Raw genomic sequence first — 14,357 nt, forward strand, 5'->3', positions numbered from 1 at the left:
TGTCTACGGATAACACAATGCGAGCAAGCCGTTACCTGATTGCCACCCAGAAAGAAACGCCTGCAGATGCCGAGATCATCAGCCACCAGATGATGCTCAGGGCCGGAATGATCCGAAAACTGGCCGCCGGCCTCTACTCCTGGTTACCGATGGGGCTGAGGGTACTGCGCAAGGTTGAACGCATTGTGCGGGAGGAAATGGACAAGAGCGGCGCCCAGGAGGTGCTGATGCCTGCGGTACAGCCTGCTGAACTGTGGCAGGAATCCGGGCGCTGGGAGCAGTACGGCGGTGAATTGCTGCGAATGAACGACCGCCATGGCCGTGACTTCTGCTTTGGACCGACTCACGAAGAGGTTATCACCGACCTGATCCGTAACGAGCTGAAAAGCTACAAGGAACTGCCAGCCAACTTCTACCAGATCCAGACCAAGTTCCGGGATGAGCGGCGCCCCCGGTTTGGCGTCATGCGCGCCCGGGAATTCATCATGAAGGATGCCTATTCCTTCCACGTGAATGCCGAGTCCCTGAACGAAACCTATCAGGTAATGCATCGCACCTATTGTGCCATTTTCGATCGCCTTGGCCTGGATTATCGTCCGGTTGAGGCAGACTCCGGAGCCATCGGTGGCAGTGCTTCCCATGAATTCCATGTGCTGGCCTCGTCCGGAGAAGACGCCATCGTGTTCAGCACTGACAGCGACTACGCCGCCAATATCGAAAAAGCCGAAGCCGTGGCACCCGCCGGTGACCGGCCATCACCCTCCAGGGCGATGGAAGAAGTCGCCACACCGGAACAACGCACCATTGAAGCCGTTGCCGGCTTCCTCAAGGTGGATGCCAGCGAGACCATCAAGACCCTGATGGTCAAGGCAGAGGAGGACGAAAATGGTGATGCCGGCCTGGTGGCGCTGATTCTGCGCGGGGATCATACCCTCAACGACATCAAGGCAGAGCAGCTAGACGGCGTGGCCGAGCCACTGACCATGGCCACAGACGAGGAAATCGAAAAGGCCATTGGCTGTAAGGCCGGCTCCATTGGCCCTGTCAACCTGCCGGTTCCGGTGATTGTTGACCGCAGTGCCGCTCACCTGGCGGACTTTGTCTGTGGCGCCAACAAAGAAGGCTACCACCTGACCGGTGTGAACTGGGAACGGGATGTCGCCCTGCCCCGTGTGGAAGATCTCCGCAATGTGGTGGAGGGTGATGCCAGCCCTGATGGCAAAGGCACCCTGGAGATCCGCCGTGGTATCGAGGTTGGTCATATTTTCAAACTGGGGAACAAGTACAGCAAGGCCATGAATGCCACTGTACTGGACGAGAACGGCAAGAGCGCGATTCTGGAAATGGGCTGCTATGGCATTGGCGTTTCGCGGATTGTTGCCGCCTCCATTGAGCAGAACCACGACGACAAAGGGATTATCTGGCCCGAGGCCATTGCTCCGTTCGAAGTCGCCATCGTGACACTCAACGCCCACAAATCACCGGCGGTCATGGCCGCCGGGGAAAAGCTCTATGAACAACTTCGCCAGGCCGGCTTTGACGTCCTGCTGGATGATCGCAACGAACGGCCTGGTGTAAAGTTTGCGGATATGGAGCTGATCGGCATACCTCACCGCTTCGTGGTCTCTGAACGGGGTCTGGCGGCAGAAACTCTTGAATACAAGGGCCGCAGGGATGAAGACAAGAAAGATGTGCCGCTGACTGAAGCCCTTCCGTTCCTCATCAACGCCTCGCCCCGCAACGGCCTCTGAGGCGTTACCCCACCGGGGGATGAGCCGGGGGCCTGATGTTACGGGCTGCCGACCACCCCCGGCTCCATTTCCAGAGCGATACCGAAGCGGGCCTCGACATCGCTGCGAATCCGGTCCGCCAGTGCCAGTATGTCCTGGCCACTGCCACCGGAGTGGTTCACCAACACCAGCGCCTGGCGGTTGTGAACGCCAACCCTGCCATTGCGGTAGCCCTTCCAGCCACACTGATCAATCAGCCACGCGGCGGCAACCTTGGCGCTGTCATCGCCCGGGTAGCCGGCAATGTCGGGATAAGACTGCTTCAGGGCATGCCAGGTTGCCAGCGGGACCACGGGATTCTTGAAGAAACTGCCAGCATTGGGTAGCTGGGCCGGATCTGGCAGCTTGCGCCGCCTCACCGCCATGACTCCATTGGCCACATCCAGTGGGGTCAGGTTGCGCGTGTCCCGACCATCAAAATAGTCCGCCAGGTCGCGATAATCCAGGGAGAATGGACGGGAACGGGACAGCCTCAGGCGGACGGTGGTGATGACGTAGCGGCCCGGCTCATGCTTGAATACGCTGTCCCGGTAGCTGAAATGGCACAAACTGTTGGTCAGCACGACTTCATGGCCGGTATGCCGGTCCAGAGCATTGACCTCCAGCAGGGTATCCCGCAGTTCGGTACCATAGGCACCGATGTTCTGGACCGGCGCTGCGCCGACCGTACCCGGTATTAGCGCCAGGTTCTCAATGCCACGATAGCCTACAGAAGCGGCATACATAACCACATCGTGCCAGTTCTCACCAGCACCCAGTACCAGCGTTGCCTCATCCCCTTCAATATGTTCCCAGCAGCGTCGGGCGATAGCCATGCGGATTACCAGCCCCGGGTAGTTGCCGGCGAAGACAATGTTACTGCCACCCCCGAGAATCAGTGGTTCCAGGGATTTTTCAGACGCCCAGTGTAACGCCTGCTGAACTTCCTCCAGGGATGACACGGAGACAAAGTATTGCGCCCTGGCGCCAATCCCCAGGCTGTTCATGTCGCCCAGAAAGACGTTCTCGCGAATCTTGACCGGACACCTCAAGCCGACCGCTCCTGAATATGATGCAGCAGCCCCTCGCTGGCCTCGGTAATCAGGTCCAGCACATGTTCGAAACCGTGATTACCACCGTAATAGGGGTCGGGCACCTCGTCATAACCGGAATTGCCGAACCGCAGGAACAGGACTGGCTCGGTGCCTCCGTTCTGGCGCCACACTTCCCGCACATCCGCCAGGTTCTGGCGGTCCATCACCAGAACATAGTCATACTCGTCCAGGTCCTCACTGCGGAACTGGCGCGCCCGGAGATCAGCAATATCAACGCCGCGCTGCCGTGCTGCCGCAATGGCGCGACTGTCGGGGCTCTTGCCCACATGCCAGTCGCCAGTGCCGCAGGAGTCGATCATGATCCGGTCATCAAGCCCGGCCTGATGAACCACCTTGCGGAAAACACCCTCGGCACTTGGTGAGCGACAGATGTTTCCGAGGCAGACAAAAAGTACCTTTACCGGCTCCGTCATGGTTTCTGGTTCTCCTTATTATCTGGCGGCCATGGTTTGGCGCAGACGCTCAAGATCCTGCTGGGTATCGACCCCTGAGGGGGGCACGCGGCAAGCCTCTTCCACATGAATGCGAGCACCGTTATAAAGAGCCCGCAACTGCTCCAGGGATTCCGTTACTTCCGTAGGCGCTGGTGACCAGTTGACGAAGTCCCGCAGAAGGCTGACGCGGTAACCATAGATACCAATATGGCGGTAATAGCCTACGCCCTCCGGTAACTGTCGATCGTAGTTCGGTTCCCCCGCCAGAGCCTGCCACGCATCCCTGGCCCAGGGAATCGGTGCACGACTGAAGTAGTGAGCCATGCCGCGGTGATCAAATACCACTTTCACCACATTGGGATTGAACACACTGGCCGTGTCCGAGATGCGTTCACACAGCGTGGCAATGGCGGCATCGGGATGGGCCTCCAGGTTAGCCGCCACCTGATCAATCAGTTCCGGAGGTATCAGCGGTTCATCGCCCTGAACATTGACCACGCGTTCGTCCGGGCCGAAATTCATCACCCGTGCCACCTCTTCAAGGCGGTCAGTGCCACTGGCGTGCCCGGCGGACGTCATCACCACTTCCGCCCCGAAGGCCTTGCAGGCGGCTTCAATACGGGGGTCATCCGTGGCGATGATAACGCGGCTGGCCTGGCTTTCCCGGGCGCGGTCATAGACATGCGCGACCATGGGTTTACCACCAATGTCCGCTAGCGGTTTCCCCGGCAGCCGGGTGGACGCATAGCGAGCCGGAATAACAACGGTATAGGACATACAGGCTTCCTGTCAGCGTTTATCCAGGCGCTCATCGGTGGTCAGTGTGCGGGCCTCGGTAGCAAGCATGACCGGTATACCCTCCCGGATTGGAAAGGCCATCGCATCCTGATAGCAGATCAGTTCGGTCCTGTCCTTATTGAGTTTCAGATCCCCTTTGCAAACCGGGCATGCCAGCAGGGCCATCAGTTTTTTATCCATGGTGTGTTCTCACAGTTTCGTTGGAATCCAGTGATTGACGACATTGGTTGACGCTGGCCATAAACGCTTCCCTGAATGCCTCTGGAAGCCTGGCTTTTACGGCCAGAACCCAGGTGTTGTCCGGAGCAAATTTGTGGCATTTGACCGCATCTTTTGCCGTCATGACCAGCCACTCTCCCTTTTCTGAGTGCAGGTCTTCCGGGGTAAAATGGTGATGATCCGGCAAGGCACGGGGCCTGACCTGTGCGCCCAGGTCTCCTAGTGTATCGAAAAAACGGCCGGGGTTGCCGATACCCGCCACCGCCCTCACCGACTTCCCTTGAAGGCGCTCCGGTGAGAGGGTTTCGCCGGTCACAAGATTACGCAGCTCGGACGGAGCCAGCGTCATGGTGAACTGGTGGTCATGTTCAATCTCATCCAGATAACCACCATTGGTGATGACAAAATCAACCGAGCCGAGCCTTTCCAATGGCTCGCGCAACGGCCCTACGGGAATCAGGGCGCCATTACCAAGGCCCCGGGCAGCATCGAACACCGCCAGCTCTATGTCTCTGGGCAAGCGGTAGTGCTGGAGCCCGTCATCGCAGACAAGGATAGTGCCCAGCTTCTGATCCAGAGCCCAGAGGGCGCCGCGCTTACGATCCGGGTCGACCACGACTGGACAGCCAGACTCGGCAGCCAGCATGACGGGTTCATCGCCGGCCACGTCGGGGTCGGTGTCCGGGGTAACCAGCAAGGGATAGCCTTCAGCCTTGCCTCCATAACCCCGGCTCAGGATCACCGGCTGCCAGCCATGCTCCCGCAGCAGACCGGTAAGCGCTGCCGTTAAAGGCGATTTACCGGTACCCCCCGCAGTGATGTTGCCCACCACCACGACCGGCACGGGAATACTTTCCTCGCGGGCCTGCCACGCCCGTCGCCGTCGGTTCTCGGCAACCGCGCGATAGAGCCAGACCAGAGGATACAATGGCCACAGGGGCCGATTGCGCCCGTACCACAACCGGTCCACCAGCCCCGTCATGCCTGCTCGCTGAATTGCATCTGGTGGAGCTGGGCATAGGCACCGCCCTGGGCAAGCAGTTCATCATGCCGCCCGGATTCGACAATCCTGCCGCCGTCCATCACCAGAATGCGATCCGCACTTTCGATAGTGGACAGGCGATGAGCAATGACCAGGGTCGTTCTGCCCTTCATCACCGTTTCAAGTGCGTCCTGAATATGGCGTTCCGACTCCGTATCAAGAGCCGAAGTAGCCTCATCGAGAATCAGCACCGGTGCGTCCTTCAGCAGCGCACGGGCAATCGCCAGACGTTGGCGCTGGCCGCCGGACAACATCACACCGTTATCACCAATCATGGTGTCGAGACCGTCCGGCATGCGCTCGATAAACTCCATTGCATGGGCCTTGGCGGCGGCATCAACGATCTGTTCCCGGCTGTGGTGTCGAAGGGCGCCATAGGCAATATTGGCGGCGATAGTGTCGTTAAAGAGCACTACATTCTGGGTTACCAGGGCTATTTGCGCCCGCAGGGCTTCCAAAGTGAACTCTTTCAGGGAGTGACCGTCCAGCCGGATATCGCCGTCGGTGTATTCATAGAATCTCGGCAGCAGACTGACCAGGGTGGATTTGCCACTGCCGGAGCGCCCCACCAGCGCCACACTCTGGCCTGCGGGAATACTCAGTGAGATGCCCTTGAGTACATCCTCAAGCTGGTCACGATAGCGGAACGACACATTATCGAACTCAATATTGCCGTCGACGCGCTCAGGTGCGTAGGTGCCCGGGTCATGCTCAGGCTCCTCGTCCATGGTGCCGAATACGTCGAGGGCTGCAGCCACCCCCTTCTGGATCTTGGCATGCACGGATGTAACCTGGCGGATGGGTTTGGCCATGGTGGTCGCGGCGGTGATAAAGGCCACCAGCTTGCCGGTGCTCATGTCGCCCCGGAGCTCGGGGGCCAGCATGAACCAGACCAGCGCGGCTATGGCAATGGCAACCAGGACCTGGATCACCGGTATGCTGATAGCCTGGGTCGAAGCCATTTTCAGGCTCTGTTCAAGGTTTTTCTCGCTCACCTTGCGGAATCTGTCGCGCTCGTAGTGTTCACCACCGAAGGTGCGGACTACCCGATAGCCGCTGATGGACTCCGAAGCCACATGGGTTATGTCGCCCATGGACCCCTGGATCCGCTTGCTGATCTTGCGGAAACGCTTGCTGGCATAGCTGACCACCAGCGCAATCAGCGGCCCTACGGCCAGAAAAACCAGCGTCAGCTTCCAGTTGGTGTAGATCATGAAGCCGAGCAGGCCAACAATTGTCAGGCCTTCCCGGAGGGTGATCGTGACCGCGTTCGTGGTGGCCTCGGCAACCTGTTCCACGTTGAAGGTGAGCTTGGATACCAGCCGGCCCGAAGCGTTTTCGTCAAAATAGCGGGAAGGCAGGTTCAGCAGGCGGTCAAATACCTGCTTGCGCAGGGCATTGATAACCTGTCTGCCGACATAGCTTATGAAGTATTGGCTCATGAAGGTGCCCACCCCACGAAAGGCGAACACACCGACAATCAGCAGGGTCAGCTGGATACGGTTCTCGTCAGTGGGGTTTTCCAGCGCGGCAATAACGTATTCCATTGCAGCAGCCATGCCGGTGGAAGCGGCCGCATAGATAACGTTCCCCACCACTGCCAGGGAAAAGGCCAGCCAGAACGGTTTTACATACCCCAGCAGGCGCTTGTAGGTTGCCCAGTTTGATGCCGGCTGCTTAACCGGCTCTGGCGTCGGGTTCGGCTCACTCACTGCCCTTGTGCCTCACGCTCGGTCGTGATGCTGAGTTTGGCAAAGCCCAGACGGCCGGCAACGTCCATGGCCCGAACCACGAACTCATGGGGTGTACGGGCATCGGCAGTAATAATGAAGGGCAAGGTGGTATCGTCACCCGCAAGCTCGCTTACGGCGCGCTCGAGTGTTTCCCGGCGGTTATTGACCAGCGTCCTGTCATTGAGGATGTACTGCCCTTCGGCATTGATGACAACGTCAATCAGCGTCGCTTCAGACTCCGACCGCTCTCCGTTGGCTTCCGGTAGTTCGATATTGAGATGGCTTTCACGGGTAAACGTGGTGGAAACCATAAAGAATATCAGCAGCAGGAAGACCACATCGATCAGCGGTGTCAGGTCAACCCCGACTTCCTGACTTCTCTGGCGCTTGAACTTCACGGTGTTCAGGCTCCTTCCACGTCAATTTCGCGGTCGCCATGCACTACCTCAACCAGTTTGATGGCTTCCTGCTCCATACCTACAACCAGCTCGTCAACGCGGCGGATAAAGTAGCGGTGACATATGAGGGCCGGGATGGCTACGCTGAGGCCTGAGGCCGTAGTGATAAGGGCCTCGGAAATACCACCGGCGAGATTGCCGGCATCACCGACACCAGCGAGCTGGATTTCGGCAAACACCTTGATCATGCCGATAACCGTGCCGAGCAGACCCAGCAACGGTGTAATGGTCGCAACGGTACCCAGCGGGTTAAGGAAGCGTTCCAGTTCATGAATGACCTGGCTGGCCTCGTGTTCAATACTTTCTTTCATGATCTCCCGACCATGCTTCGCATTCATCAGCCCGCCCGCAAGGATTCGGCCCAAAGGAGACGATGCCTGCAACGCCTTGAGCTTTCGCCCGTTAAGCTCTTTTTTCTTGATCCAGCGCCACAACTCATTGATGGTGTGTTGCGGCGTTACCCTGGACGGCCTGAGTGTCCAGAAACGCTCGAGGATGATGGCAAGTGCAAGAATGGAACAGGCAAGAATCGGCACCATGAGGATGCCACCGGCTTTCAAGAGCTCGAACACGCTTGGTCTCCCTGATTGTTAGCAAGCCGCGCTACTTTAGCATAGCTACCGGTGTAGGCCACACCCGCAATGTCACGGTTTTAAAAGGTCGATTCAGCGGATTTCCGGTTTGCTTATCCAGAAAGGCGTTTCGGCCCTTGCCTCCTTTACCGACACTCCACCCTGCCGGAATATCATCTTCAGCGCGCCGGATGTGGCGGTGTTCAGCACCTGGCTGCCAGCAGACAGGTACCGGCCCACCACATCCGGATGGGGATGTCCGAAGCGGTGCCTGTAACCGGCACTGAACACGACAAGATCCGGCGCCATCTGCCCTACCCACTGTTCCGACGACGACGTTTTGCTGCCATGATGAGGCGCAAGGATCACACGGTAATGGGCTGGCGCCTGGCCGCGATCCGCGATGAACAGACTTTCTGCCCGCCGGGTGATATCTCCAGGCAGCACCACCTCCACGCCCGTGAAGCCGGAGCGGACTGTCAGCACGCATGACGCGTCATTGCCCTCAACCTTGCCAGGACTGCGCCAGAATGACAGCTGCAGACTGCCCATGTCGTGAGCCTCGTGCCGGGTGCAGGGCTTCACTTTCGTGGCGGAACCTGCAGGCAACAGATCCGCCACCCGGCCAGGTTCACCAGCAACAACCTGCCCAACGTCGAGGCTGTCAAACAAAAGGGACAATCCGCCAGCATGGTCGCCATCGCCATGACTGATAACCAGAGTATTGATATGTCGGACACCCAGGTCTCTGAGGTTGGGCAGTAACACGGAATCCACTGCGGAATACACGCCCTCCAGCGCCGGGCCGGTGTCGTATACCAGTACCTGATCCTGATTCCGTACCATCACGGAAAGCCCCTGACCGACATCCCACACCCAGAGTTCCGGGTGATCCACCGAGGTGTTCCGGGCGTCAGTTCGCGATCCGTTAACCAGAGTCACCGCCACCCACAATGCAACCACACAGGCCGTTACCTGACGAAAACCACGAAAGGGCACCAACAGAGCCACCAGGACCACAACAGATAACAGCACGAGTGCCGGCAGGCCAGGCACCGGCATGACAACGTCAATAGCGGCCAACCTGGACAGTCCCTGCCAGAGCACCCCGAATACTCCATCAAAAGCTGCAATAACAGGACCATCGGCTACCGGCGAGATCGCCATAGAAAGCGCCCCTGCCACCAGAACCGGCATGACCACCAGGGACACCCAGGGTATGGCAAACAGGTTCGCCACAAAGCCAACAACCACCTGCGACTGCCCAAGAATCTCAAGGATGGGCCAGAGCGCGGCGAACACTGCAAGCTGCGCAAGCAGCAACCCCTGAAGCCACCCGGCCTGCCGCACACGAAGGCTAAACAGAAGCACAAGCACCGAGACCGCGCCGAATGAGAGCCAGAAGCCCTGGTCAAGAGGTGAAAAGGGATCACTTAGCAACACCAGGAAGAGCGCCCCCAGTAACCCGGTAAAGGGTCCGGTTTTCCGTGCCCCCAACACAATCCACCCGGCGATGATCACCATGATCAGCGCGCGTCGTGTGGGCACGGAAAAACCGGCCGCAAGCGCATAGGCGAGACTGGCCGCAGACACACAGACAAATACCATCCCTCGCAGTCTCCCGGGAGATACGCGGCCCTGAGGCAGGCGAAGCAGTAATCGCCGGCAGACGAAGCCGGCACCAACCGCAACAAGGCCCAGGTGCAGCCCGGAAATGGCAACCAGATGAATCGTGCCGGTCGCCTTGAGAACCTCCCAGTGACCGGGCTCCATATGCCCACGGTAACCGATCATCAGGGATGTAATAAGCGGGAAGTACCGTGCGTCGGACAACCTTTCTGACGACTTGCTGACAAGACTGTGGCGCCATTGGTGGTAGCGGCAACGGAGCCTGCACTCAATACTGTCGTCAGGGGCCAGATCACGGATGGTGCCGGTGGCACCGAACCCTTTTCGATACAACCAGGATTCGTAGCGAAAGCCCACCGGATTGACGGAGCCATGTGGTCGTTTGAGAACCACCTTGAGCCGGAGCCTTTGAGCAAGCCTGGTTGTCGCTTCATCCCCATACCAGGCGAGACGCAGCTTCCCTGGCATACCAGGCAGTTTATGACGGTCGACATGCTCTGGCAGATGCCATTGCTCAACGCAGAGGGAAAAACGCACACTACTGAAACTGCCCGCGGAAGGGACATTACAGAGGAAGCCGGAAACCTCCAGAACCTCCCCTTCCAGACTTGCCGGAAGCATGGTCTGGTGACGGATACCAGCCTGCCAAACCGCCCAGGACAGGCCGGCAAGTCCGCACGCCAGCAACACTGCCACGGCCCTGAGGGACGGGACAGTCGTTCTCACCAAGACCAGAAACGGGACCGCCATCGCGGAAATCACCCAGGGCAGAGGTGGCAAGACCGCAAGGCTATACAGTAAGATAACGCCGCAGGCGAAGCCCGCGAGGCCAACCCTGGCCACAAAACTTCCGGACAATCCTTGTCCTCCTTATTTGTTGGTTCTCTCCGGGCACTGAAAACTCCCGGAACCATTGTCCTGAGCAGGCAGAACTTCCCGATGCCAAAGAAGTTCATGAAACGATACCTACCATCGCCGGAAAAGGTGCGCGCAATCGAATCGCTGCACTTCCTTGGCGATATCCTTCATGAACCCAACCTGTGGCACATTAACCGGCACAGTGTTGCCCGCGCATTCCTTGTGGGGATTTTCCTTGCGTTCATCCCCATGCCCTTCCAGATGCTCGCCGCGGCCTTTATTGCGATCTGGTTTAACGCCAACCTGCCACTGTCCGTCGTGCTGGTGTGGATCAGCAATCCGGTGACCATGCCGCCGGTGTTCTACTTCAACTACAAGATCGGAGCCTGGATCCTCGACCGGCCAGTGCTGAATTTCGAGTTCCAGCTGTCCTGGTCGTGGCTCAGCGGCCGCATTGTGGACATCGGTATTCCTCTGTATCTCGGATCGCTACTGGTGGCCACCCTGTCGGCGTGCCTGGCCTATCTCATCATCCAGTTTCTGTGGCGACGCAAGGTTCGCTCAGACTGGCAGGAACGCCGATCGGTCCGCATCCGCCACCGCCGGCTGGCCAGGCAGACCCGGCGGGAGCAGAAAAGCGACAGTCAGAGTTCCTGAAACAGCTCGCCCTGCTCAAGCCGCAATACGCGCCCCAGGCTTTTGGCCATTTTCATATCATGGGTTACAAGAACAAAGGCAATACCAATCTGATCCCGCAGTGACTCAATAAGGTCACGAACACCCTCTCCTGTCTGCTCGTCCAGGTTGCCCGTGGGTTCATCCATCAGCACACATTCAGGCTCGTTCACCAGAGCGCGGGCAATGGCAACTCGTTGGCGCTCCCCGCCAGACAGTTCACCGGGCTTGTGGGCCAGGCGATGCCCCAGACCCACACGCTCGAGAATGGCGCTTGCTTTCTCGGAAGCCGGTTTTACCCCGAGACCTCCGAGGGCACAGGGCATCATGACGTTTTCCAACGCGGAAAATTCGGGGAGCAGGTGGTGAAACTGATAGACAAACCCCAGGTGGCGGTTCCGGAAACGGGCACGCCCGGCTTCACTCATGCGATGGATGTCCTGACCGCAGATATCAATATGTCCAGAGGATGGCTTGTCCAGCCCGCCAAGAAGATTCAGCAGGGTTGTCTTGCCAGCGCCACTGCTACCGACAATACCAACGCTTTCCCCGGCGGATATCCGCAGCGAAATATCCGAGAAAATCGTGAGCTTTCCGGGGCCCTCATTGTAGGTGCGGGTGACCTTCTCACAGTCAATCACCAGTGGCCTGTTATCGTTCAGGGATGCTGAATCACTCATAGCGCAAAGCCTCCGCCGGATCGACGCGTGATGCACGCCAGGCCGGATAAATCGTTGCCAGCAGGCTCAGGGCAAGGCCGGCTCCGCTGATAATCCACACGTCCTGCCACTGCAACTGGGACGGCAGGTAACTGATGAAGTACACATCCGCACTGAGGAACTGGTGCCCCATGAATTCTTCCAGCCAGGCGATAAACCCACTGATATTGTAGGCGCCAAACACGCCCAGGGCCGTCCCGACAATGGTCCCGGTGATACCGATAACAGCCCCCTGGACAATAAAGATGCGCATGATCCGGCCAGGTGTGGCGCCCATGGTTCGCAGAATGGCAATGTCCGCGGTTTTGTCAGTGACCACCATTACCAGGGTGGATACGATATTGAACGCGGCCACTGCAACAATAAACATCAGCAACAGGCCGATCATGGTCTTTTCCATGCGAATGGCCTGGAACAGGTTACCGTGAGTACGGGTCCAGTCCGAAATATAGTGGCGACCACTGAGTCCTGTTGCTACATCCCGGGCCACCCTGGGAGCCTGGAAAAGATCATCCACCAGCAGGCGCACACCTTCCGCCTTGCCTGCAGTTCGCATGAGCTTTGCCGCATCGTCCATATGTATCAGGGTATAGTTGCCATCAAGTTCCGCCCCGACACTGAACACACCCTTCACCGTGAACCGCTTCAGCCGCGGCAGTACGCCAGCAGGCGTCACAGAGGCCTCAGGCAATACTACGGTAACCTTGTCACCAATCTGGAGCCGTAGCGCGGATGCCATAAGTTTGCCGATGATCATCCCGAAGTCCCCTGACTTCAGATCATCCAGACTACCCTCGATCATGTGATCCTCGATAATCGATACGCTTCGCTCCTGCTCCGGCAGGATGCCATTGAGCAGCACGCCGCGCACGTCTCCGCCGCCGGTCACCATGCCCTGTCCCTGGATGTAGGGCGCCGCAGCAATCACCGACGGATGCTGTTCGACCTGACGATCAACATCTTCCCAGTCCTGAAGCACACCGTCCGCCTCAATGGTGGCATGGGGCACCATGCCCAGGATTCGCTGCTTGAGTTCGCGGTCAAAGCCATTCATCACCGAAAGCACAATGATCAGAACCGCTACGCCGAGCATCAATCCAATCATGGAGGTGAGTGAAATAAACGAAATAAAGTGGTTACGTCGTTTGGCCGCGGTGTACCGCAGACCAACATACAATGATAAGGGTCTGAACATTGGGAGGAGCCTGTCGCTACCTTCTGGTCTGTCGAAATTCCTGCCCCGATACGGAGCGGCAGGAAGCTGCTAAACTGCTATCAGGAAACAATAATACCGCGTTCTGGAGCTCCGATGGCTGCAACGACACCTCACAATAACCCGGCACATATTCCGTCTGACCGCAGAGACTATTTTCGCATCAGCGATCACATCGGCCTTGAGATTCGAAAGCTCGATTCCGATGACGCCAGCAGGGACAACCCCTTTAATGGCAGCCACATGGAAACTCTGCGCTCGGAGTACCGGCGCCTTGATCAGGACGTCCGGGCCCAACTGACCACCCTGGCCGAACGGGACCGCCTGCTGACCTCACTGATCAAGTCGCTCAACGGGAAGCTGGATACGCTGGCGCGCATTATGGCCTTTGAGCAAAATCCGTTGCAACCTGAAGACTGGCAGGACGTCACCCTCAGCGAGGGCGGCCTGGCTTTCCATGCTGCAACCAACAGCTTCGTGGCAGATGAGATTCTGGCCCTGAGAATGACCCTGCCCCCGGAGCTGTACCAGCCCATTGCCATTGCCCGGGTCGTCAGCGTTGAGCCGGACGGAAGCGGAGGTGCCACTGTTCATACGGAATTCACCGACATCCATGACAGTGACCGCCAGCAGATCGCCCGCCATGTGATGCGGTGGCAGGTTCGGCAACGGCAAAAAGAATAAACTGTCCACAAATCGCCGAATCCGGGCTGACTTTTGCTAGTCTTTATCGGATATTACGTTTTATCAATGTGGTACTAGGGAGTAAGTCACTGATGAAAAAATGCACAATGAGAGCAGTCTGTGCTTCCGCCGCCCTCGCCGCGCTGGCAATGGGGCCCTTCACCAGCACTGTCGCCGAGGAAGTCCGGGTGCCGGTCGCGGTGCACGCAGAGCGCAGCGCCCAGGAAAACCTGCCCCGCACCGGCATGACCCAGTCCAGCGTTCGCAATGGCTGGGGCGATCCCCGGGAAACCACGGGGCCGGTGGGTGAGCCGCCAATCTCCCAGTGGCACTACGAGGATTTTGTCGTGTACTTCGAGGGTGACAGGGTCATTCACGCCGTGCTAAAACCCCAACGTTGAAAAATCATTCAATTATGTCCTGACTCAAACCCGCCTGT

15 protein-coding genes are annotated in these 14,357 nt (G+C 58.3%); 4 read left to right on the forward strand and 11 right to left on the reverse strand.

Features of this window, described 5'->3' with window-relative positions:
* The first annotated feature begins 17 nt into the window (after positions 1-17).
* Positions 18-1,751 (forward strand): proline--tRNA ligase, encoded by a 1,734-nt coding sequence (locus QPM17_RS01685; protein ID WP_285388250.1) that lies wholly within the window; start codon positions 18-20, stop codon positions 1,749-1,751.
* 38 nt (positions 1,752-1,789) lie between these two features.
* Here QPM17_RS01685 and murB read toward each other — a convergent pair whose 3' ends face one another.
* From murB to QPM17_RS01730, 9 genes are all read right to left on the reverse strand, one after another.
* Positions 1,790-2,821 (reverse strand): UDP-N-acetylmuramate dehydrogenase, encoded by a 1,032-nt coding sequence (murB, locus tag QPM17_RS01690; protein WP_285388251.1) that lies wholly within the window; start codon positions 2,819-2,821, stop codon positions 1,790-1,792.
* Positions 2,818-3,297, reverse strand: a complete 480-nt coding sequence (locus QPM17_RS01695; protein ID WP_285388253.1) for a low molecular weight protein-tyrosine-phosphatase — start codon at positions 3,295-3,297, stop codon at positions 2,818-2,820. Before QPM17_RS01695 ends, murB begins: the two co-directional genes overlap by 4 nt.
* An 18-nt stretch (positions 3,298-3,315) precedes the next feature.
* Positions 3,316-4,095: a 3-deoxy-manno-octulosonate cytidylyltransferase gene (gene kdsB, locus QPM17_RS01700; protein ID WP_285388255.1), complete on the reverse strand. Its 780-nt coding sequence runs from the start codon at positions 4,093-4,095 to the stop codon at positions 3,316-3,318.
* Between the two features lie 12 nt (positions 4,096-4,107).
* Complete coding sequence (locus QPM17_RS01705) at positions 4,108-4,296, reverse strand: Trm112 family protein (RefSeq protein WP_285388257.1); 189 nt, start codon at positions 4,294-4,296, stop codon at positions 4,108-4,110.
* Positions 4,289-5,317 (reverse strand): tetraacyldisaccharide 4'-kinase, encoded by a 1,029-nt coding sequence (gene lpxK, locus QPM17_RS01710; protein WP_285388259.1) that lies wholly within the window; start codon positions 5,315-5,317, stop codon positions 4,289-4,291. The genes QPM17_RS01705 and lpxK overlap by 8 nt, the downstream gene beginning before the upstream one ends.
* Positions 5,314-7,089: a lipid A export permease/ATP-binding protein MsbA gene (gene msbA / locus QPM17_RS01715; protein ID WP_285388260.1), complete on the reverse strand. Its 1,776-nt coding sequence runs from the start codon at positions 7,087-7,089 to the stop codon at positions 5,314-5,316. Before msbA ends, lpxK begins: the two co-directional genes overlap by 4 nt.
* Entirely contained in the window at positions 7,086-7,508 is a 423-nt protein-coding gene (locus QPM17_RS01720) for an ExbD/TolR family protein (protein ID WP_285388262.1), read from the reverse strand. Before QPM17_RS01720 ends, msbA begins: the two co-directional genes overlap by 4 nt.
* Positions 7,509-7,513: 5 nt before the next feature.
* Positions 7,514-8,140: a MotA/TolQ/ExbB proton channel family protein gene (locus QPM17_RS01725; RefSeq protein WP_285388264.1), complete on the reverse strand. Its 627-nt coding sequence runs from the start codon at positions 8,138-8,140 to the stop codon at positions 7,514-7,516.
* A gap of 93 nt (positions 8,141-8,233) precedes the next feature.
* Positions 8,234-10,627, reverse strand: a complete 2,394-nt coding sequence (locus QPM17_RS01730) for a DNA internalization-related competence protein ComEC/Rec2 (RefSeq protein ID WP_285388266.1) — start codon at positions 10,625-10,627, stop codon at positions 8,234-8,236.
* An 81-nt stretch (positions 10,628-10,708) separates the two neighbouring features.
* Here QPM17_RS01730 and QPM17_RS01735 point away from each other — a divergent pair, with 81 nt between their 5' ends.
* Entirely contained in the window at positions 10,709-11,284 is a 576-nt protein-coding gene (locus QPM17_RS01735; RefSeq protein WP_285388267.1) for a DUF2062 domain-containing protein, read from the forward strand.
* Here the strand turns inward: QPM17_RS01735 and QPM17_RS01740 are convergent.
* Both QPM17_RS01740 and QPM17_RS01745 read right to left on the reverse strand, forming a co-directional pair.
* Complete coding sequence (locus QPM17_RS01740; RefSeq protein ID WP_285388269.1) at positions 11,272-11,982, reverse strand: ABC transporter ATP-binding protein; 711 nt, start codon at positions 11,980-11,982, stop codon at positions 11,272-11,274. The two genes, QPM17_RS01735 and QPM17_RS01740, sit on opposite strands and share 13 nt — an antisense overlap.
* Entirely contained in the window at positions 11,975-13,216 is a 1,242-nt protein-coding gene (locus tag QPM17_RS01745; protein WP_285388271.1) for a lipoprotein-releasing ABC transporter permease subunit, read from the reverse strand. The genes QPM17_RS01740 and QPM17_RS01745 overlap by 8 nt, the downstream gene beginning before the upstream one ends.
* Before the next feature lie 114 nt (positions 13,217-13,330).
* Here QPM17_RS01745 and QPM17_RS01750 point away from each other — a divergent pair, with 114 nt between their 5' ends.
* Together QPM17_RS01750 and QPM17_RS01755 are read left to right on the forward strand one after the other, a co-directional pair.
* Positions 13,331-13,918: a PilZ domain-containing protein gene (locus QPM17_RS01750; RefSeq protein ID WP_285388273.1), complete on the forward strand. Its 588-nt coding sequence runs from the start codon at positions 13,331-13,333 to the stop codon at positions 13,916-13,918.
* A gap of 92 nt (positions 13,919-14,010) precedes the next feature.
* Positions 14,011-14,319: a hypothetical protein gene (locus tag QPM17_RS01755; RefSeq protein WP_285388276.1), complete on the forward strand. Its 309-nt coding sequence runs from the start codon at positions 14,011-14,013 to the stop codon at positions 14,317-14,319.
* Positions 14,320-14,357: the final 38 nt, after the last annotated feature.

Origin of the sequence: Marinobacter azerbaijanicus, from assembly GCF_030250645.1 — a bacterium.
Classification (GTDB): Bacteria; Pseudomonadota; Gammaproteobacteria; order Pseudomonadales; family Oleiphilaceae; genus Marinobacter; species Marinobacter azerbaijanicus.